General features: G+C 65.0%; 20 protein-coding genes. 5 read left to right on the top strand and 15 right to left on the bottom strand.

Features of this window, described 5'->3' with window-relative positions:
* Positions 1-6: 6 nt before the first annotated feature.
* The 3 genes from flgD to flgB form a co-directional block, all read right to left on the bottom strand.
* Positions 7-729, bottom strand: a complete 723-nt coding sequence (gene flgD / locus BN2475_RS17230; RefSeq protein WP_094780713.1) for a flagellar hook assembly protein FlgD — start codon at positions 727-729, stop codon at positions 7-9.
* Positions 730-739: 10 nt separating this feature from the next.
* The gene (gene flgC, locus BN2475_RS17225; protein ID WP_094780712.1) at positions 740-1165 is read right to left on the bottom strand and encodes a flagellar basal body rod protein FlgC; all 426 of its coding nucleotides are present in this window, start codon (positions 1163-1165) and stop codon (positions 740-742) included.
* Between the two features lie 104 nt (positions 1166-1269).
* On the bottom strand, positions 1270-1767 hold the full coding sequence (gene flgB / locus BN2475_RS17220) for a flagellar basal body rod protein FlgB (protein ID WP_094780711.1): 498 nt from the start codon (positions 1765-1767) through the stop codon (positions 1270-1272).
* Positions 1768-1982: 215 nt separating this feature from the next.
* Here flgB and flgA point away from each other — a divergent pair, with 215 nt between their 5' ends.
* The 5 genes from flgA (at position 1983) to BN2475_RS17195 (ending at position 5433) form a co-directional block, all read left to right on the top strand.
* Positions 1983-3467, top strand: coding sequence for a flagellar basal body P-ring formation chaperone FlgA (gene flgA / locus BN2475_RS17215; protein ID WP_094780773.1), 1485 nt, complete (start codon positions 1983-1985; stop codon positions 3465-3467).
* 174 nt (positions 3468-3641) lie between these two features.
* Positions 3642-3995 (top strand): flagellar biosynthesis anti-sigma factor FlgM, encoded by a 354-nt coding sequence (gene flgM / locus BN2475_RS17210; RefSeq protein WP_094780710.1) that lies wholly within the window; start codon positions 3642-3644, stop codon positions 3993-3995.
* Between the two features lie 93 nt (positions 3996-4088).
* The gene (locus tag BN2475_RS17205; protein ID WP_094780772.1) at positions 4089-4535 is read left to right on the top strand and encodes a flagella synthesis protein FlgN; all 447 of its coding nucleotides are present in this window, start codon (positions 4089-4091) and stop codon (positions 4533-4535) included.
* A 308-nt stretch (positions 4536-4843) separates the two neighbouring features.
* A complete protein-coding gene (locus BN2475_RS17200; protein WP_094780709.1) occupies positions 4844-5026 on the top strand; it encodes a type II toxin-antitoxin system HicA family toxin in 183 nt (60 codons plus the stop codon).
* Positions 5023-5433: a type II toxin-antitoxin system HicB family antitoxin gene (locus BN2475_RS17195; protein WP_094780708.1), complete on the top strand. Its 411-nt coding sequence runs from the start codon at positions 5023-5025 to the stop codon at positions 5431-5433. Before BN2475_RS17200 ends, BN2475_RS17195 begins: the two co-directional genes overlap by 4 nt.
* Before the next feature lie 53 nt (positions 5434-5486).
* Here the strand turns inward: BN2475_RS17195 and BN2475_RS17190 are convergent, their stop codons facing one another.
* The 12 genes from BN2475_RS17190 to BN2475_RS17135 all read right to left on the bottom strand — a co-directional run bounded on the left by BN2475_RS17190 (position 5487) and on the right by BN2475_RS17135 (position 19018).
* Positions 5487-6221: an RNA polymerase sigma factor FliA gene (locus tag BN2475_RS17190; protein ID WP_094780707.1), complete on the bottom strand. Its 735-nt coding sequence runs from the start codon at positions 6219-6221 to the stop codon at positions 5487-5489.
* 26 nt (positions 6222-6247) lie between these two features.
* Positions 6248-7117, bottom strand: a complete 870-nt coding sequence (locus BN2475_RS17185; RefSeq protein ID WP_094780706.1) for a MinD/ParA family ATP-binding protein — start codon at positions 7115-7117, stop codon at positions 6248-6250.
* Entirely contained in the window at positions 7110-9074 is a 1965-nt protein-coding gene (gene flhF, locus BN2475_RS17180; protein ID WP_094780705.1) for a flagellar biosynthesis GTPase FlhF, read from the bottom strand. Before flhF ends, BN2475_RS17185 begins: the two co-directional genes overlap by 8 nt.
* Before the next feature lie 346 nt (positions 9075-9420).
* Positions 9421-11523, bottom strand: coding sequence for a flagellar biosynthesis protein FlhA (gene flhA / locus BN2475_RS17175; protein WP_094780704.1), 2103 nt, complete (start codon positions 11521-11523; stop codon positions 9421-9423).
* Positions 11520-12749 carry a flagellar biosynthesis protein FlhB gene (gene flhB, locus BN2475_RS17170; protein ID WP_094780703.1) on the bottom strand — a complete coding sequence of 410 codons (1230 nt, stop codon included), beginning with the start codon at positions 12747-12749 and terminating at the stop codon, positions 11520-11522. The genes flhA and flhB overlap by 4 nt, the downstream gene beginning before the upstream one ends.
* 176 nt (positions 12750-12925) lie before the next feature.
* Positions 12926-14221: a DUF3443 domain-containing protein gene (locus tag BN2475_RS17165; RefSeq protein ID WP_094780771.1), complete on the bottom strand. Its 1296-nt coding sequence runs from the start codon at positions 14219-14221 to the stop codon at positions 12926-12928.
* 14 nt (positions 14222-14235) lie between these two features.
* Positions 14236-14787 carry a DUF2844 domain-containing protein gene (locus BN2475_RS17160; RefSeq protein ID WP_094780702.1) on the bottom strand — a complete coding sequence of 184 codons (552 nt, stop codon included), beginning with the start codon at positions 14785-14787 and terminating at the stop codon, positions 14236-14238.
* A 292-nt stretch (positions 14788-15079) separates the two neighbouring features.
* Positions 15080-15790: a protein phosphatase CheZ gene (cheZ, locus tag BN2475_RS17155; RefSeq protein ID WP_094780701.1), complete on the bottom strand. Its 711-nt coding sequence runs from the start codon at positions 15788-15790 to the stop codon at positions 15080-15082.
* A 1-nt stretch (position 15791) separates the two neighbouring features.
* On the bottom strand, positions 15792-16187 hold the full coding sequence (gene cheY / locus BN2475_RS17150) for a chemotaxis response regulator CheY (RefSeq protein WP_094780700.1): 396 nt from the start codon (positions 16185-16187) through the stop codon (positions 15792-15794).
* Between the two features lie 61 nt (positions 16188-16248).
* Positions 16249-17337 (bottom strand): protein-glutamate methylesterase/protein-glutamine glutaminase, encoded by a 1089-nt coding sequence (locus BN2475_RS17145; protein ID WP_162494332.1) that lies wholly within the window; start codon positions 17335-17337, stop codon positions 16249-16251.
* A gap of 5 nt (positions 17338-17342) precedes the next feature.
* Entirely contained in the window at positions 17343-18056 is a 714-nt protein-coding gene (cheD, locus tag BN2475_RS17140) for a chemoreceptor glutamine deamidase CheD (protein ID WP_094780698.1), read from the bottom strand.
* Positions 18053-19018 (bottom strand): CheR family methyltransferase, encoded by a 966-nt coding sequence (locus BN2475_RS17135; RefSeq protein ID WP_094780770.1) that lies wholly within the window; start codon positions 19016-19018, stop codon positions 18053-18055. Before BN2475_RS17135 ends, cheD begins: the two co-directional genes overlap by 4 nt.
* Positions 19019-19104 lie beyond the last annotated feature (86 nt).

The raw sequence follows: 19104 nt of genomic DNA, 5'->3' as shown, positions 1-19104 counted from the left end.
TCCGAATCAGATGATCGCGGCGACGCTGGTCAACCCGACCGTCGAACCATTCGACAGGACGAGGCCCGGCGTGCCATTGCTCTGCGTCACGACGCTTTGCACCGTGGCGCCCGTAAGCGTGGTCGCGGTGGCCTGCTGTCCGTTGATCGTGCCGGTTGCGGTAATCGTGTAGGTGCCGTCGGCGAGCGTGTTGCCTGCCGAGTCGGTCGGCGTCCAGCCGACTGGAATCGTGCCGGCGGACTGCTTGCCGAGGTCGATCGTGTTGACGATCGTTCCAGCCGAGTTCTTCACGACGATCTGCAGGTCGCTCACGGAGTTCGCGAGCGTGACGCCGAACTCGCTGGCCTTGCCGCTCGCCACCGAGATCGAGCTGCCCGGCGCAAGTACCGTCGAGCCGATCAGCATGGCGGCCTGCGTTTGCTGACCCGCCGTGAGTTGCGTCGATAGCGAGCTCAGCGTCGTGTTCAACTGGCTGATGCCCGAGACCGTGTTGATCTGCGCCAGCTGCGAAGTCATCTGCGAGCTGTCCATCGGATTGGTCGGATCCTGGTTCTTCAACTGCGCGACCAGCAGTTGCAGAAAGGTGTTCTGCAGGTCGGTGGCCGAGGTGCCCGACGTGCTGCTGGTCGAACTGGTCGAGCTCGAGCTGCTGCTCGTGCCGTTCATCGTGTCGAGCAGGGTTTGCGAAACGGTCGTGCCGTTGCTGCCGATAGTGGTGCTGGTGGTCAAGGCGGTCTCCTCAGGTTCCGATCGTGAGCGTTTTCAGCATCAGGGTTTTGGCTGTGTTCAGCGTTTCGACGTTGGCCTGGTAGGAGCGCGAAGCCGAGATCATGTTGACCATTTCCTGTACTGGGTCGACGTTGGGCAGCGTCACGTAGCCGTCCGCGTTGGCCGCCGGATTGCCGGGCTCGTAGGCGGTCTTCATCGGCGACGGGTCGTCGACCACGCCGGTGACCTGCACTCCGCCGACCTGCTGACCCGAAGGCGAGCGCGCACCGCCGAGCGGGCTCACCGCGAACACCACCTGCTTGGCCTTGTATGGCTGGCCGTCCGGGCCGGTGGTGCTGTCCGCGTTGGCGAGATTCGACGCCGTCACGTTGAGCCGCTGCGACTGCGCGGACATCGCGGAGCCTGCAACACCAAAAATATTCATCAGGGATGGCATGGTTTCCTGACCTCTCCTGCCGTTTGAACCGGCTTCACGTTAAGTCCCGTAGCGATTTGTTCATGCTTGCTGCGTGTGCGTTGCTGCGTGTCCCGCATGCGTTGTTATGTGCCCGACGTGATCGCCGCGAGCATCGTTTTGATCTGGCTCGACAGGACCGTCATGCCGGATTCGAAGTGCAGCGTGTTGTCGGCGAACTGGACCCGCTCGGTGTCGATATCGACCGTGTTGCCGTCGAGCGCGGGCTGCGTCGGAATCCGGTATTGCAGGTTGCCGTAGTCGTCGGGCGTGCCGCCCGTCGCCTTGAGCGTGGTCTTGCCGGCCATGTGACCCGCCTCGGTCGCCGTCATCGACATACCGCTCGTCACGCCGGCCGGCTGCGTCATCGCCAGCGTCGAGCTGTTCGATGCGCGCTGGCCAGCGGTGCTGCCGCCCGTCGTCTTCAGCGCGCCCGCCAGCGACGAGGCGAAGTCGACATCGCGCGCCTTGTACCCGGGGGTATCGGCGTTGGCGATATTCGACGACAGCAGTTCCTGCCGGTATGCGCGCACATCCAGCGCCTGGCGGCCAAAGGCGAATTCGGCGTCGAGTTTGTCCAGCATAGAAATCTCCCGAGAACGTTCCCGAGGCTCCCGTGAGTGCAGCGCTCGAGGCCTGCATCGACCGGGAAGGCCTTTTTGCATGAGGTGCATCTTATGGGCGGCACGCAAGCGGCAATCGAACGAATAACCGGGAAAGGGGGCTTCTATTCAACGTTTGCGCAATGGGGGCGCTCACTAGAATGCAAAGCGTGCCGATGTATTCGATGGAGAACGAGATGGACCAGCCCACTTCCGATTTGCCGCAGCGTGCGAGCCGCGCGCCGGCGCATCGCGCAGGTGAGCGCACGCGTGCCCGTTCGGCGGCACGCGCATTGCGGCTGGTGCCGCGTCTCGCGATGCGCGCCACCGCGCGTCTGCTCACACGGCTGGTGGTGAGCGTGGCGCTGTGGGTTGCGGGCGGCATCGTGCTGCTGCCGGGCACGACCCAGGCTCAGGAGGCCGGCGGCCCGATCGTGATCCCAGGGCCGGCCGAGAAGAATCCCGCTGCGCTGACCGACCTTGCCCAGCAACTGCAAACGCCGTCGCAGCGCGCGGCTTCGGCGGCGACGCTCGCCGCCGCTACCGCGCAGTCGATCGGACGCGGCCCCGCCGCGCTCGACACCGATCCGTTCGCTCGCGCCGCCAGCGCGAACGGCGCGATCGTCGTTCCGGGCGCGAACGAACCCGCTACCGCGCCGGCGATGATCCGCACCAATTTCAAACCCGACGCCCACGGCGTCGTGACGATTCCCGCTCCAGCCAGCGCCGATGCGTTGGCGGATGTGACGCGCATGAATGTCGTGCCGGGTTCGCGTGCGATCAGGCCGGTGGTCGTCGCGCCCGCGCCGGTCGGTTCTAGCGGTTCTAGCGCCCTGCAGCCGGTCGCCGCCAACGCGCCGCAAGGCGCCAATATCGACAACCTTGCGTCACGCGGCGAGCCGCCGCAATTCGGCGCGAACGGCAAACCGCTCGCCACGGCGGCCGCGATGCCGAGCCTTCCCGTCATCGCCAGAACGCCGACGGCCCGCCAGCCGGCGCCAGCCGTCGCGCAGAAAAATCTGCAGGCGGCTGCGGTCGCGCAACCGGCCACGCTGCCGGGCCAGCAGGATTCCGAAGCAATTCGCGCCGCCGCCCTCACCTTCCTGCAGCAGCAGTCCGCCGGTTTGCCCGGCAAGATCGACATCACGGTCGCGCCGGCTTTTCCGCGCGGGCTTGCCGAGTGCGCATCGCTCCAACCCTTCATGCCGACCGGCGCGCGCCTGTGGGGCCGCACGACAGTCGGCGTGCGCTGCGCGGGCGAGCGGCCGTGGACCATTTACCTGCAGGCGCGCATCGCCTTGCATGCGACCTACTACCTGGCCGCCCGCGCGATGGCGCCAGGCGAAGTGCTCACCGCCGCCGACCTCGTCGCACGCGACGGCGACCTGACCGGCTTGCCCCAGGCAATCGTCACCGATCCCTCGCAGGCGATCGGTTCGGTCTCGCTCACGCGGATCGCGGGCGGGATGCCGCTGCGCCGCGACATGCTCAGGAGCGCGTCGGCGATCGCAATCGGACAGACGGTCCGGGTGGTGGCCGCCGGCAATGGTTTCTCGATCTCGGCCGAAGGCAGCGCGATGAACAATGCGTCGCCGGGTCAGCAGGTGCGAGTGAAGACCGCGAACGGCCAGGTCGTTTCGGGCATCGTCAAGGACGGCGCGACGGTGGAGATTCAATTGTGAACCCGCTCGCCGCCCGGGATCGCATGCGCGAGCCGGTCGCGGCGGCACCCTGCGCGGATGCTGTGTCGAAGGGGCCAGATGGGGTTGAACAGAAGGGTTGGACGTGGAGCGATTGCGCTAAAGTTTTGATCACCGGTTGCCGTTATCAGGATCAAATCGTTCAGGAAGCCAATCGTGAAAGTCGATTCCACAACCAATTCGAATCTGCGGGGCGTGAAAGACGCCCTGGCTCGCACGCAGCAGAGCGACGCGGCCCCGGCGGCCAGCACCACGCAAAGCGCGAGCACGACCACGCAGACCGCCGGCAGCGGTTCGGGCGACGCCAGCGTCAGCCTGTCGGGCCTGTCGCAACATCTGCGCAGCCTCGCGGCGTCCGGCTCGGCCGATATCGATACGGCGCACGTCGCAGCGATCAAGCAGGCCATCACCGACGGCACGCTGCAAATCGACTCCGGCAAGATCGCCGACGGCGTGCTGCAGACGGCGCGCGACCTGTTGCAGAACCAAACCTCGTCGACCGGCAATTAATCGACACATTGAAGTGCGCTGAAATGCCGGGTGGCGTTCGACAAACTCGGCTCGCGCAGCATCCGCGAGCCGCGTGCCCAGCGAGTTGTTGAAATGAAAGACGCCCTGCTTGCCACCCTCATCGAGGAATATTCAACCGTCGAGGCATTCGCCTCGATTCTGACGCTCGAAACCAAGGCGCTGACCGCCGTATCGCCGCTGGAGCAGTTACCGCCGATCGTCGAAAAGAAGACCGAGCTGATCGGTGTGCTGGCGCGGCTCGAAGCCGCACGCGACACGCAACTCGCCGAGCTGGGTTTTCCGGCCGGCTGGTCGGGCATGGAACTGGCAGCCAGCACGGATGCGCGGATCGACGCGCAATGGACGCTGCTGCAAAAAGCCGCTGCGCGTGCACGGCAGGTCAATACGAACAATGGCGAGCTGATCCGTGTGCGCATGGATTACAACCAGCGGGCCCTCGCGGCGCTGCAGGTGAACGTGCCGCGCAAGGCCAGCTTCTACGGACCGGACGGCCGGATTCCCGCGCACTCCGGACTTTGAGGGCGATTGACGGCGGCCCGCGTGCCGCTGTCGAACCGGCTGAAACGGCTGATTTGACTATACGAAAAGGCTCGTCTTCCACGAGCCTTTTCTGTTTTCGCCCTCTCAGATTCACCGCCAACCCGCTTCCTCTCACTCCACCATCGCAACGTTAGCCATCTGGCTGACTGGCGCGCAATGCCGTGTCGGGTTGAAATCCTCAATTCAGTTTTCGCTGTCGCCCCGACTCGGTGTCGCGGCGCATCCACAGGCGATTTTTATCCACTAGCGAGGTTGTGTAATCGTGTGTATCATGAAGGGAGTGAAATATGAACAGCGCCGCGGTCGTCAAACTGATCCAGGCCGATGGTTGGCGACTCATCCGCAGCTCGGGCAGCCACCATCATTTTCGGCACGCGTGGAAGCCCGGTCTCGTGACCATCCCGCATCCGAAAAAGGATCTCCCGCCCGGCACACTGAACAGCATTCTGAAACAGGCAGGGCTGAAATGAAGAATCTGATTTTTCCAATCGCAATCGAAGCGGGCGACGAGCAGCATGCGTTCGGCGTGGTGGTGCCCGACATCCCGGGTTGCCACGCAGCGGGCGACACGCTGGAGGAAGCCTACGCAAATGCGAAAGAGGCCATCGAGACGCATCTCGAAACCTTGCTCGACGAAGGTATGCCGCTGCCCGAACGGCTGACGCTCGACCAGCATCGGTGCAATCCGGACTACGCGGGATTTACATGGGGCTTCGTCACAACGCGCAATATCCCGGCGTTGAAGAAGGCGATCCGCATCAACATCTCGCTGCCCGAGGCGCTGGTCCACGAGATCGACACTTATGCGCAGGCGCGCGGCATGTCGCGCTCGGCGTTTCTCGCGCTCGCCGCCGAACATGAAATGGCCCACGCGTGAAGCAACGGGTCAGGGCGCCACGCATTACCGCTTGAATAACCGCCGGCCAGGCATTAGCTCGTCTCGGCGTTCGCCCAGGCCATTTCGCGCAGCCGCGTACGCAGACGCGCCACGGCCTGGCTGTGCAACTGGCACACTCGTGATTCACTGACTTCCATCACCGCGCCGATTTCGCGCAGGTTCATGCCGCGCTCGTAGTACAGCGACATCAGCAGCTTCTCGCGTTCCGGCAGGCGCTCGATCGCCTCCACCAGCGCCGAACGCAGGCTGTCGTCGAGCAAGGCCGACAGCGGGTCGGAATGATCCACACAGTAGCGGTCGAGGAACGGCTCGTCGTCGGCGGAGCGGTCGAAGTCCTCGTAGTAGATCAGCTGGCTGCCATGCAGGTCCTGCAGCATCGCCTGATACTCATCGAGCGGCATTTGCAGGTGCTCGGCGATCTCAGTTTCGCTCGCGGAGCGGCCCAGGTTCTGCTCCACCTTGTGCACCGCCGTTTCTACTTCGCGCGAGGTGCGCCGCAAGCTGCGCGGCAACCAGTCGTTGCTGCGCAGCTCGTCGAGCATTGCGCCGCGAATTCGCTGGCTGGCGTAAGTCTCGAACTGCGCGCCCTGATCTTCCTTGTAGCGGCCGGCGGCGTCCAGCAATCCGATCATGCCAGCCTGGATAAGATCGTCGAGATCGACGCTCGCCGGCATCTTGGCGACGAGCTGCAAGCCGAGGCGACGCACGAGCGGTGCGTACTTCGTCAGAACTTCGGCTTGGGAAATCTTTCCCTGGGCGTTATACATCGTGCTCCCCTTGTCCTTGCCGTCTGTCAGGCGTGCTGCGCGGACGGTTGGTCGGCGTGTTGCGCCGCTGTAACTGTCGCAGGCGCCCTCCAGGGCGCGGGCGACGACATCGCTGGCCGCATCGGCCAGTACTGCAATTCGGCGGCAAGGTGCCGGAAGTCGCGCGCAGCCGGTGTCGATGGGAACGCATCGACGACACAACGCGACAACTCCAGGGCTCGCGCCATCCGCGCATCGGCGGCAATGCAGCCGGCGTCTTCCAGCGCCACCGCCAGGTAGCGCCCGGCCACGCCGGCCAGGTTGGCAAAAGTGGTATGGGCGTCGGCCACGCTCTGCACGTGGTTCGCCAGCACGCGGAACTGCGCGATCGCATGCGCGTAGTGCAGCCGCTTCATGCACGCGTACGCGTCGGTGATCGCCTGCGCCGACACACGCGCGACGATCATCACGTCGTGCGCCTCGCGTGCGAATGCCGACAGATGGCCTTGCTCGTCGAGTTGCGCATCGATCAGCACGATGTCGGCCGAGCCGCCCAGCAGCGCGTTGAACTGTTGAACCGTGTAGCCTTCGCAGTTGTTGCGCGCCGTGGTCAGCACCGAAAAACCCAGCGCGTGCCGCGCGGCGGCATCGTCGAGTGGCATCTCGCCACGCATCACGGCCGACAAATTGCCCGCGCCGCGCAAGCCGCCGAGCATCGCGCTCACCGAGCAGTCGCCCACGCATTCGTCGATCACCAGCACGTCCTTGCCCTGCTGCGCGAGCGCCGCGGCGAGGTTGACCACCACCGTGGTGCATCCCACGCCGACCGGTCCGCCGGTCACCGCGATCACACGCGCGCCGCTGCGAGCGAGCAGCCGCCGCAGTCCTTCCGCCTGATCCGAGACGACCTTATCCAAAGCGAACCTCGTGCAGCTCGGCCGTCGAGCGTGCTGACAGCGCGGACAGCAGCGCGGGAATGTCATCGTCTTGCGGCACGAACGGCGAGTGGTCGCGCGGAATGCAGAAGGTGCTCTTGATCAGGAATTTTTTTGTCGCGACGTACAGGTTCTCCGGCACCTTCTGCCCCGTCGATACGTAGTGCACCGGCAGCTTGTAGCGGATCACCGTATCGAGCACGCCGCCCAGGTTAGTGGCTTCGTCGAGCTTGGTCACGATGCAGCCGGCGAGCGGCTGCTGGTCCGGCGCACGCTGATAGGCCTGCACGACTTCGTTGAGCGTGTCACCGTGACTGGTTGCGTTGAGCAGCAGCAGCCGCTGCACCGGCTGGCCGGCGCGGCACAGCATCGCGATCTGATCGGACACGAGGCGGTCGCGCTGGCTCATGCCGATCGTGTCGATTAGCACGATGTGCTTGTTGCGCAATTCGGAGAGCGCGAGTTGCAGGTCGGCGCCGTCCTTCACCGCGTGCACCGACACGCCGAGAATCTTGCCGAAGATGCGCAGTTGTTCGTGGCCGCCGATCCGGTAGCTGTCGGTGGTGAGCAACGCGACCTTGCTGGCGCCGAAGCGCATTACGCAGCGCGCGGCGAGCTTGGCGGTGGTCGTCGTCTTGCCGACGCCCGTCGGGCCCATCAGTGCGAATACGCCGCCGCGCTCCATCAACGCGTCTTCGTCTTCCATGACCGGCAGGTTCGATTCGAGCACCGAGCGTACCCACTCCATGCCGCCGTCCATGGTCTCGACGTCGCCCGGCAGGTTGTCGACCACCATCTGCACGAGCTGCGCCGAAAAGCCCGCGGCGAACAGATGCTTGGTGAGCGCGGCGCGCGCCGGATTGCGGCGCTGACGTTCGCCCCACAGCAAGCCGGCGAAGTGCTCTTCCATCATGCCGCGCATCGACGACAGTTCGTTCATCACGGTGTCGTTGACGACCTGCTCCATGCGCGCCTTGATCGCTTCGGCGACGGCAGCCGGCGTGCGCGCGTCATCGCCGCCCGACAGCGCCGGCGCGATCTTTTGCGCGGCGCGGCGGGCGGCGATCTGCGCGGCTTCACGCGCCCAATCAGGGGTGTCCGTCACTGCCGGCTCGGCGGCGGGCGGCGCGACGGGCTTGTTGGCTTCGACGGCGGCGCCGAGTCCCTTGGCCGTGGCGGCCGCCGGTGTCATCGCTGCGGGACGCGCGCTGTATTCGCCCTGCTGTTGCTGCTGTTCGGCGATGATGCGATGCGCGTGGTCGATCAGCCACGGATTCGATTCGGCCATCGTGCGCGGCGCGACGGCGTCAGCCTGCGACGCGACCGGCGTGACCGGCACGCCGGCGGCCTTGAGCAGATCGGCGCGCATGTCGTCCGTCAAACGCGTTGCCGCGGCGCGGGCGCTGGGGCCGGCGGGCAGCGACTGATTGACGGCCGGGGCCGGGGCCGGGTTCGTTGCGGCAGCCGGCAACGCCGCCGGCGGAACTGCTGCGGCAATCGCCGCGGGCATCGCTTTCGGGGCCGCGGCTTTCGGTGCGGCTTTCGGTGCGGTTTGTGGCGCTTCATGCGCTGGGACGTTCAGCGGCGTGCTCGCGGACATCGTTTCGGCACCGGCTTCCGGGCTCGCGCCGAACACCGACGAGAACACGTCGGGCATGCCGCTCGCGTACGGATTCGATTGCATCGGTGGCAGCGCACGCGGCGCGGCGAGCGATGCCAGTCCAGCGCCCGCATTCGGCAATGCGGCCTGTGTCGCGTTTGCGCCTTGGCGAGCCTTGGGGGTGATGGCAGCCAGATCGCTATCGGCCAGCGCTACGATTTCGACACTGCCGTCGTCCATCGTGCGATTGGACAACACGACCGCGTCCGGGCCGAGGGCTTCACGAACGAGACGCAGAGCATCGCGACTGGTAGCACCGACAAATTTACGAATGTTCAAGCTGGACCCCGACGAGGTAGACGCATTAACGGACTAACGGATCGGCAACACACCGCTTCCCATTGAGATCAATTATTGCGAAAGGTGTCGAGCGACGATCGATGGATAAAGACCGTTAAAGGCAGGCAATTCGCACGATGGAGACACGGCCGATGCAGCGCGCCCGCGCGTTTCAGACGAGCCGGTTGCCAGCGCTGCAACGCGCTCGCGCCACCTCGGGATGGATGCATCGACCCGCCCGGACTCGCATGAAGCCCCGCACGAAGTAAGGCGCCGAAATCAAAACCGGCGCCCAACAAGCGCCGGCAAAAAACCTCGACCGCGAGCTCGCGGCGTTCTCGCGGAGTTAACCGTGCGCACCGATCAGATTCACGACCTTGACGTTGCGGCTGTCGGGCACTTCCGCATACGAGAGCACCTTCAATTGCGGCAGACTGCGCCGCAGGAAGCGCGCGAGCATCGGCCGCAATGCGTGCTGCACCAGCAGCACCGGCGCGAGACCGAGGTTCTGCTGACGCGTCATGGCCTTCTGCGTTTCATTGAGCAGCGTGTTCGCGAGGCCCGGCTCGAGTCCCGGATTGGCGCCAGTCGAAAGCGCTTGCGACAGCACCCGCTCCAGATTCGAATCGAGGCCCATCACCTGCATGTCACCGCTGCCCGGGAACCACTGCTGCGTGATCGCGCGACCCAGCGACAGACGCACCGCGGCGGTGAGTTCGTGCGGGTCGGTGAGCTTCGGCGCGTGTTCGGCGAGCGCCTCGAGAATGCTGCGCAAATCGCGGATCGGCACGCCTTCTTCCAGCAGGTTTTGCAGCACCTTCTGCAACGTGGTGAGCGGCAGCGCCTTGGGCACCAGATCGTCGACCAGCGACGGCGTGTCCTTCTGCATCCGCTCGAGCAGCGCCTGCACTTCGCTGCGACCGAGCAGCTCCGACGCGTGCGTGACGACCAGGTGATTCAGGTGCGTGGCCACCACAGTGCTCGAGTCGACCACCGTGTAGCCATACACCTGCGCCTGTTCGCGCAGATTCGTATCGATCCAGATGGCGGGCAGGCCGAACGCCGGATCTTGCGTCGGCGTGCCCGGCAGCGCGGCGGAGACTTGGCCCGGGTTGATTGCCAGCCACTGCCCCGGATACGCTTCGCCCACCCCCACTTCGACGCCCTTGAGCGCGATCCGGTAACCATTCGGCCGCAGTTCGAGGTTGTCGCGGATATGAATGACGGGTGGCAGAAAGCCGATTTCCTGTGCGAACTTCTTGCGGATGCTTTTGATCCGCTTGAGCAGTTCGCCATCCGAGTTCTTGTCGACGAGCGGAATCAGTCGGTAGCCGACTTCGAGGCCGAGCGTGTCGATCATCGTCACGTCGTCCCAGCTCGCTTCGGTGTTTTCGACCGGCGCCATCGCGGCCGGCGCGACATCGACGAGCACCGTGCTGGTGTTGCGCTGCGCGGCGCGCTTTTTCATGATGCGCCCGAGCTGGATCAGACCGCCGCCGAGAATCAGGAAAGCAAAGTGCGGCATGCCTGGAATCAGGCCCATCAGCACGAGAATGCAGCCGGTGATCATCAGCACGCGCGGATTCGTGAACAACTGGCCGGTGAGCTGCGTGCCGATGTCTTCATTGGTCGCGACGCGCGAGACGATCACGCCGGCAGCGGTCGAAATCACCAGCGACGGAATCTGCGCAACGAGGCCGTCACCGATCGTCAGCAGCGTGTAGTTCTTGCCTGCCGACGCGAAGTCCATGCCGTGCTGAACCATCCCGACGATCAGCCCGCCGATGATGTTGATCACCATGATCAGCAGACCGGCGATCGCGTCGCCGCGCACGAACTTGCTCGCGCCGTCCATCGAACCGTAGAACTCGGCTTCCTGCGAAACTTCCCCGCGCCGCTTGCGGGCCTGCTCTTCGTTGATGAGACCGGCGTTCAGATCGGCGTCGATCGCCATCTGTTTGCCGGGCATCGCATCGAGCGTGAAGCGCGCGGACACTTCCGCGATCCGCCCCGCGCCCTTGGTGATCACCATGAAGTTGATCACCATCAGGATGATGAAGACCACGATACCGACCGCGAAGTTGCCGCCCACGAGGAAGTGGCCGAACGACTCGATCACCTGGCCGGCCGCGTCCGGGCCGGTATGGCCTTCGAGCAGCACGATCCGCGTGGACGCCACGTTCAGCGACAGGCGCAGCAGCGTCGAGAACAGCAGCACGCTCGGGAAGGCGGCGAAGTCGAGCGGCTTCATCGTGTACATGCTGACCAGCAGCACCATCACGGACAGCGCGATGTTGAAGGTGAACAGCAGGTCCAGCAGGAACGGCGGCAACGGCAGAATCATCATGCCGAGGATCATGCAGATCAGCACCGGCCCGGCGAGGGCGCGCAAATTGGTGCTGCTCAAGGCATCCGGCCGTCGGGCGAGGAAACCGGCGCGAGCGTTCATGCGGAGGCTCCTGAAGCGTCGTCTTTAGCGGGGTTGACGGGGTTGACGGGGTTGAGTGCATCGGCGACTTCCTGATCGGCCTCCTCATCCGATACGCCGCCCTTGTCGAGCTCCGCCGGCACATCGAACTCGGTCGGTGCGACCGGCGCGACGCCGCCTTCGGTTTTGAAGCGCCGCAACTGATACACCCACGCAAGCACTTCCGCGACCGCGCCATACAGCGGACCGGGAATCTCACGGTTCAGATCGACGTTGTGATACAGCGCACGCGCGAGCGGCGGCGCTTCGAGGAGCGGCACGTTGTTTTCGGCGGCAAGTTCGCGAATCCGCGTGGCCACCAGGTTCACGCCCTTGGCGACCACCTTCGGCGCGCGCATCTCGCCGTCGGTGTATTGCAGCGCGACCGCGAAGTGGGTCGGGTTGGTCACCACCACGTCGGCTTTCGGCACCTGCGCCATCATCCGGCGCCGCGCAATTGCGCGCTGCTGCTGGCGAATCTTGCCCTTGATGTGCGGATCGCCTTCGCTTTCGCGATGCTCGCGCTTCACTTCTTCCTTCGTCATGCGCAGCTTCTTGTGGAACTGCCAGAGTTGATACGGCACATCCAGCGCCGCCACCGCGAACATGCCCGCCACGGTCATCCCGCAGCACACGGCGATCAGATGCACGGAATTGGCCAGCGCCAGTTGCAGCGGCTGGGTGGCGAGCGCGAGGATTTCCTCGCGGCGATTCCAGATCGCAGTGCCGCCGATCATGCCGACCACCAGCGTCTTCGCGAGCGACATGCCGAGCTGGATCGGCCCGTTGATCGAGAACATCCGGCCCAGGCCTTCAATTGGGTTGAGCCGGTTGAACCTGGGTTCGAGTCCTTTCGCCGACAACTGCCAGCCGCCCAGCGCCAGCGGCGAGAGCAACGCGGCCGCGCCGGTCAAGGCGAGAATCGGCAGCAGCGCATAGAGCCCTTCGCGACCAGCGGCGCCCGCGCCGATCAGCATGCGGCGCGTCTCGAAGGTGCTGGCGTGGTCGAACGTGAGCGACGCGCGCAGCATGTTGCCCAGATGCTCGCCGATGCTGCCGGACATCCCCCACACGCCGTAGAACCCCGCCGCCAGCAAGGCAAACGTCGACAGTTCCCGCGAACGCACGATCTGTCCTTCCTCGCGCGCCTTCTGCAGGCGCCGGGGAGTGGCTGATTCGGTTTTTTCGAGGTCGCTGTCCTCTGCCACACAAGCTCTCCAGTCGGGCGAGGCACGGCGCCTCTTTCCAGTGAGAGCGATTATTCCCGCTCGACGCAAGCAGCGATCGGCGGATAAGGGCGGAGAAAGGGGGGTATTTCGACGGATGACGCAGAGGCCCGTGCGAGATCGCGCGGGCCTCTCACTTCAACTTCAAGCGATACGCGTCAGAAGCCCACGAAAGGCGATTGACCGCCAGTCGCGGTCCTGTCGATGCCGTAGTAGACGTGACGGCCGTAGAAGAACGGCAGGCCGAGGTCGAAGCTGCCATTGCTGCCGATCTGCCCGGCGAGGTCGTTGAACGCGAAGTTGCTGCCGCTGGCGAACAGCGTGGCCGCACTGAGGATGCCGATGCTGACGCTGCTGCTCGTGCCGTTCTGCCCGGCCAGCGTGATCGAGCGGGTCTGCGCGGACGATGGGCAGTAGAAGCCTGGGAAATTGCTGCCGCACAGCGCGATCGAGCTATCGCCGAAGAAGTAGGCATTCGAGCCAGAGTCGAGGAACGCCTGCACCGGCGCGCCCTTGAACACGCTGTTGTTCAGATTGCCAAAGGCGTCGGTAGGGAAGGTCTGCGACGCGGCAAGCACGTTGTTCGACTGCGTGCCGATGCCGAACACCAATGTACCGTTAGCGCTTGACTGACCTGTGTCCGACACGGGCGACATCTGCACGATCACGCCGTTGTTGTCGAGCGGGAAGTTCGCCACCGGATTGGCCACCTGCTGCGCGGGCGCCAGCGCAGTACGGGTGCAGGACGTGCCGCCCGGGCACGCGAAGTAGTTGCTGATTGCCGTGGTCAGACAGAGCGAGCCGCAATCGGTGGGCGCCGTGCCGACGCCGAGAATGCCATTGGCGCCGAGGTCGCTGACCGTGCTCTCCTCCGCGCCGCTGCCGCAACCGCCCGACGGCACGGTACTCGCGGCCTTGTCGCCGATCATCTGCAGCGCAATGCTGGAGGTCGTCGTCTCGCCGCCAATCGTGATGGTCGCAGTGCGCACCGAGCCCCATGTGAAGCCGTCGGCGAAGGTTGCGCACTCGGCGAGTTGCGCACCGTTGCTGCTCAGGGTGCTGATCGGCAGCGCATTGAGCAACGACGAGTGCAGCACCGAGCTGACCACCCGCAGCCCGAATGAACCGGTGTCGAGCTGGATGTTGTTGATGGTCTGGCAATTGGTGGGCGAGCCGGGCGCGCAGATCGTCACGCTGACCGTTGGAATATTGATGACACCCTTCACACCCGGGCCGACCGTGATCGGCGCCGTGTTCGCGGCAGTCGCGGCAATCGGCTGCTGGGTCGGGTTGAGCGGCAGCGAACCGCCGTTCAGCGGGCTCGACGAACTGTTACTGGAACTGCCGCTGTCTCCGCCACCACCGCCGCACGCGGCAAGCGTCGCCAGCAGCGCCACGGCCATCGCGGCCCGCAGCCAGTCTTTGACTTTCACAGCAATATGCATGGTTCGCATCGTCGTCCTCGCCATTACTGGATGTCGGCACCGGTGACACCGGCGGGCAACGCGGATGGCAGCCACGCCTGACCGCTGAACCCGCCCATGTGGCCGCCGGAACGCACGACGAGGTCGCTCTGGTCGACGCTGACGGGACCGCGGCCACCGCCGCGCGCCGCACGCACCGCCTTCACGCCAGCGACGTATTGCGAAAAATAACTGCCGAGCAGATCGTTCAGATCCGGCATTTGCGGGCCACGCCATGCGATGCCGAAGACGGAGCCGTCGGCGGCGAGATATTCGCGAACCACGGTGCCATTGCCGAACGTGGTTTCACGCACGGTGTAAGACGTGGAAGCGGAAGCCGATGCCGACGACGCTGCGCCGGACGCCGAGCGCATCACGCTCTGCGCTCCGGTCGTGGCGTTGCCGCCAGGCTGGACGACGCGGTTTGAAACCGACGCGTCCGTGGGCGGAGTCATCGGCGCGCCGCCCAGGCCCGCGTGAGCGGACTGCGCGGCCAACCATGAACAAGCCAGGACAAGCGCCGAAGCTAACCCGGCACGACGTAGACGACTGTACATGACGATGCTCCTCCCGAGCTGCGGCTCGGTTCGCGCCACGCGAACCGGCGGCACGAACCTGCTACATATAGGCAGATGATACGGCACCGCCGCGGTCGCACTCGGGAGGCCTGTCCCTCACCGTGCGACCGGCCGGCGATTACTGTTCGCCGGAACGCAGCGCCGCTCCTCGAGCCTGTAGTATGCCTGTGGTTTGTGTCCGTCGACAGCGTGGTACCCCACCTTGCTCGCAGTCGGACGAGGCCGCGCGATCAAGCGGCCCGCAGCGTTGCGGACATCGTCAGAAGCACCATCAGAAGCCGAGGCTGGCGAGCAGATCGTCGACCTGCGACTGGTCCTGCACCACGTCCGCCTTGCCTTCGGGATTGATCTGCGGACCGTTCAGCAGATGCTCGGGGCTGCCGGTCGGAGAAATCTCGGCCGCCAGCGCCGCCGCGTTCGCCGCGAACTGCTCGCGCCGCTCGAGCGCGATGTTCTCGACCAGCACGCCGAGCAACTGCTGCTCGATCAGGTACACCACGTCGCTGATCTTCTTGATCACCTGGCCGGTCAGATCCTGAAAATCTTGCGCGAGCATGATTTCCATCAGCTGCGCGTTGGTCGCGCTGGTCGCCTCGGGCACGCCACGCAAAAAGGTCCGCGTGTCGTTCATCAGCGCGCGCACTTCCTCGCGCTCGATCGGTGCCGCGTACCACTGCTCCCAGCGCGCGTCGAGTTCGGCCGCGTCTTTCTGAAGTTGCTCCTGCACGGGCTTGGCGATGTCGATCGCCGACAGCACGCGCTCAGCGGCCTGCTCGGTCATGTTCGCGATGTACTTCAGACGATCGCGTGCATCGGGGACGGCTTCCGCCGCGCGCTCGACGTGCTTGTCGAGCCCGAGCTCACGCATCGAATCGCGCAGCGTGCGCGTCAATTGTCCGATGCGGGCGAGGATGCGGTCGGACGCGAAGTCGCCGCTCTCGTTGACCGCGTCGGCGCCAGGCGCATGGGTCGGCACAGTCACGTCAGCTCCCGGCTTTCGCCATCTTCTCGAGAATCTTGTTGAGCTTCTCATCGAGCGTCGCGGCCGTGAACGGCTTGACGACGTAACCGTTCGCGCCGGCCTGCGCCGCTGCGATGATGTTTTCCTTCTTCGATTCGGCCGTCACCATCAGCACCGGCAGATGCGCGATGTTGGCGTCGGCGCGGATTTCCTTGAGCATCGCCAGACCGTCGAGGTTCGGCATGTTCCAGTCGGAGATCACGAAGTCATAATTGCCGCCGCGCAAACGTGCGAGGCCAGCCTGACCGTCTTCCGCTTCGTCGACGTTGGAGTAGCCGAGTTCTTTGAGGAGGTTGCGGACGATCCGGCGCATCGTCGGAAAGTCGTCAACTACCAGAAACTTCATTCCCTTATCCATTTCATTCCCTTTGCTTGATCCATGGTGCGGTGCTTGACCGCCTCAGTCCAACCGGCTCGCATCATACCCGCTGAACGCGATCGCCCATCGATGACAAACGCGTCATCACGCGTCGGCTCATGTCCGCGAGCGATGCGATTTCGTCCGCCGCGCCGAGCGCAATCGCTTCGCGCGGCATGCCGAACACGATACAGCTCGCTTCGTCTTGCGCAAGGGTGTACGCCCCTGCTTTTTTCATCTCCAGCAGCCCGGCGGCGCCGTCGCGCCCCATGCCGGTCAGAATCACGCCGATCGCGTTCTTGCCCGCATGCTGCGCGGCCGAACGGAACAGCACGTCCACCGACGGACGATGCCGGTTCACCGGCGGGTCGTCAGACAGGTGGGCAATATAATTCGCGCCGCTGCGGGCGAGCAACAGATGCGCGTGGCCGGGCGCGATATACGCATGTCCTGGCAGCACGCGTTCGCCGTGTTCTGCTTCTTTAACGGTAATCCGGCACAAACCATTGAGGCGTTGCGCAAAAGATTTCGTGAAGCCCGGTGGCATGTGCTGCGCGATCAGCACCGCGGGTGCATCCGGCGGCAGCGGCACGAGCACTTCGCGGATCGCTTCGGTGCCGCCCGTCGACGCGCCGACGATGATCAGCTTCTCGGTACTCAGGAGCGGATTGTTGAACAGCGGCGCGGCGCCGAGCGGCGCGTGCGCGGCCTGCGCGGCCGCATGCTGCACGGGCGCGGCCTGGCGCACGCGTGCGCGCGCCGCGGCGCGAATCTTGTCGGCGAGCTTCTCCGCGTAGTCGAGCATGCCGTCGCGAATGCCGACCTTCGGCTTGGTGACGAAGTCGACCGCGCCCAGTTCCAACGCACGCAGCGTGATTTCATTGCCGCGCTCGGTCAGCGACGACACCATCACGACCGGCATCGGCCGCAGACGCATCAGCTTCTCGAGGAAATCGAGACCATCCATGCGCGGCATTTCGACGTCGAGTGTCAGCACGTCCGGATTGTGCTGCTTGATGAGTTCGCGTGCGACCAGCGGGTCGGGCGCGGTCGCCACGACCGTCATGTCCGGCTGGCCGTTGATGATCTCGGTCATCAGGCTGCGGATTAGCGCCGAATCGTCGACGCACAGTACTTTGATCTTTTGCACAGCGCTCACGCCTCCTCTGTGGTTCTGGCGTTGTTTGAATTAACCGGGCGCGGGCTCGCGCCGAACAGTTCGATCCTCGGCCGCGCGGCGGCCGGCGACGCAAACAGTTCGACCCGCTTGCGCGCCGCCGCGAGCCGCTCGGCGCGCGCCTGCGCGCTCTGCTGCACGAGCGCCTGTTCGCGCTCGGCCACGCCGGCTTCCTGTTGCAAGCGCAATTTCTTCACCATCACCTGACCGGTGCGAGGCATGAAGGCCACTTTGCGCGGATGCGAGCCCTGCAAATCCTCGGCGACGATGCGGATCTTCTCGAGCGCGAGATAGCGCCGCACGAACTCCGAATTGCGGTCGCCGATATTCATCGTGGTCATGCCGGCGAGCACCGCCCCGCCGCCGAACACCTTGGCTTCGAAGCGCTCACGCCGGCCGCCGGCCTTGATCAGTTCGTTGATCAGCACTTCCATCGCGTACGCGCCATAGCGCATCGAATCCGATGCGGCCTGCGCGACATCGGCGCCGTCGTCGGGCAGCATGAAGTGATTCATGCCGCCGATGCCCGCCGTGCGGTCCTGAATGCACGCGGCGACGCACGAACCGAGCACGGTGACCAGCACCATGTCTTCGTGGGTGGTGTAGAACTCGTTGGGCAACAGCTTCACGCCGGGGCGCTGGAAGTGGTTGTCGTAATAGAGATTCGACGCGATCGGCAATGCGCTGCTCATGCGATCACCCCGCTCGCCGCCTGATGCGAGGTTGCGCTCGATGCGCGCGGCGGCGTACGCGTGCCGGCTGCATCACGCGTCAGTTCGTAGACGGTCTGGCCGCGCAGCTTGAACGCCTGCGTCACATAGGTGAAGTTCTCCGAGTGACCGGCAAACAGCAGGCCGCCCGACTTCATCAGCGGCTCGAAGCGCGCAAGCACTTGCGACTGTGTCGGTTTGTCGAAATAGATCATCACGTTGCGACAGAAAATCGCGTCGAATTGCGAGCGCAACTGGTAATCGCGGTCGGTCAGGTTCAACTGTTCGAAGCGCACCAACGCGCGCACTTCCGGCCGCACCTTGACCATCCCGGCATGCGCACCGGTGCCTCTCAGGAAGAAGCGCTTGAGCCGCTCCGGCGACAGGTGCTTCACCTGGTCGAACTGGTACACGCCAGCCTCGGCTTTCGCGAGCACCTGGGTGTCGATGTCGGTGGCGAGCACCGATGCCTGGCGCGCGCCGCTGTCGCCGAGCGCTTCGATCAGCGTCATCGCGATCGAATACGGCTCCTCACCGGTCGAGGCCGCCGAGCACCATACGGCAACCGGCTGCGCGCGGCGCGGCACGAACTCGGCAAGAATCGGAAAGTGATGCGCTTCACGAAAGAACGCCGTGAGGTTGGTGGTCAGCGCATTGGTGAACGCCTCCCACTCGGCCGGATCGTTTTCGGCTTCGAGCAGATCGAGATACTGTCTGAAGGTGTCGATGCCACGCGCACGCAGGCGCCGCGCAAGCCGGCTATACGCCATGTCGCGTTTGTGATCCGACAGCGAAATGCCCGCGCTGCGATGAATCAGCTCGCGAATGCGAGCGAAGTCCGCCGACGTGAATTCGAAATCCCGTCCCTGTTCAGTGGACCGGACCGGGTCCGCCCGATCGGCAGATACCCGTCCGGGACGTTGCTGTGTGCGCGTTACCATCATGAAAATTCCTGCCTGCGATACGAGCCATTCCGCCTGCGGCCCCATGCGAGTCTTTGGGCGAGACGGATTGTGTTCGCGGGGTCGCG

The sequence above is a fragment of the Paraburkholderia ribeironis genome (assembly GCF_900019265.1).
GTDB lineage: Bacteria > Pseudomonadota > Gammaproteobacteria > Burkholderiales > Burkholderiaceae > Paraburkholderia > Paraburkholderia ribeironis.
Note: the sequence above shows the minus strand (reverse complement) of the source record. Positions and strands in the feature narration are given on the sequence as shown.

Bases quoted from the DNA above. Each gene is read 5' to 3' on its own strand.
- flgC (WP_094780712.1), bottom strand. From the start codon at position 1,165: ATGCCATCCCTGATGAATATTTTTGGTGTTGCAGGCTCCGCGATGTCC.
- flgB (WP_094780711.1), bottom strand. From the start codon at position 1,767: ATGCTGGACAAACTCGACGCCGAATTCGCCTTTGGCCGCCAGGCGCTG.
- flgA (WP_094780773.1), top strand. From the start codon at position 1,983: ATGGACCAGCCCACTTCCGATTTGCCGCAGCGTGCGAGCCGCGCGCCG.
- BN2475_RS17205 (WP_094780772.1), top strand. From the start codon at position 4,089: ATGAAAGACGCCCTGCTTGCCACCCTCATCGAGGAATATTCAACCGTC.
- BN2475_RS17200 (WP_094780709.1), top strand. From the start codon at position 4,844: ATGAACAGCGCCGCGGTCGTCAAACTGATCCAGGCCGATGGTTGGCGA.
- BN2475_RS17195 (WP_094780708.1), top strand. From the start codon at position 5,023: ATGAAGAATCTGATTTTTCCAATCGCAATCGAAGCGGGCGACGAGCAG.
- BN2475_RS17190 (WP_094780707.1), bottom strand. From the start codon at position 6,221: ATGTATAACGCCCAGGGAAAGATTTCCCAAGCCGAAGTTCTGACGAAG.
- flhA (WP_094780704.1), bottom strand. From the start codon at position 11,523: ATGAACGCTCGCGCCGGTTTCCTCGCCCGACGGCCGGATGCCTTGAGC.
- BN2475_RS17165 (WP_094780771.1), bottom strand. From the start codon at position 14,221: ATGCGAACCATGCATATTGCTGTGAAAGTCAAAGACTGGCTGCGGGCC.
- BN2475_RS17160 (WP_094780702.1), bottom strand. From the start codon at position 14,787: ATGTACAGTCGTCTACGTCGTGCCGGGTTAGCTTCGGCGCTTGTCCTG.
- cheY (WP_094780700.1), bottom strand. From the start codon at position 16,187: ATGGATAAGGGAATGAAGTTTCTGGTAGTTGACGACTTTCCGACGATG.
- cheD (WP_094780698.1), bottom strand. From the start codon at position 18,056: ATGAGCAGCGCATTGCCGATCGCGTCGAATCTCTATTACGACAACCAC.
- BN2475_RS17135 (WP_094780770.1), bottom strand. From the start codon at position 19,018: ATGATGGTAACGCGCACACAGCAACGTCCCGGACGGGTATCTGCCGAT.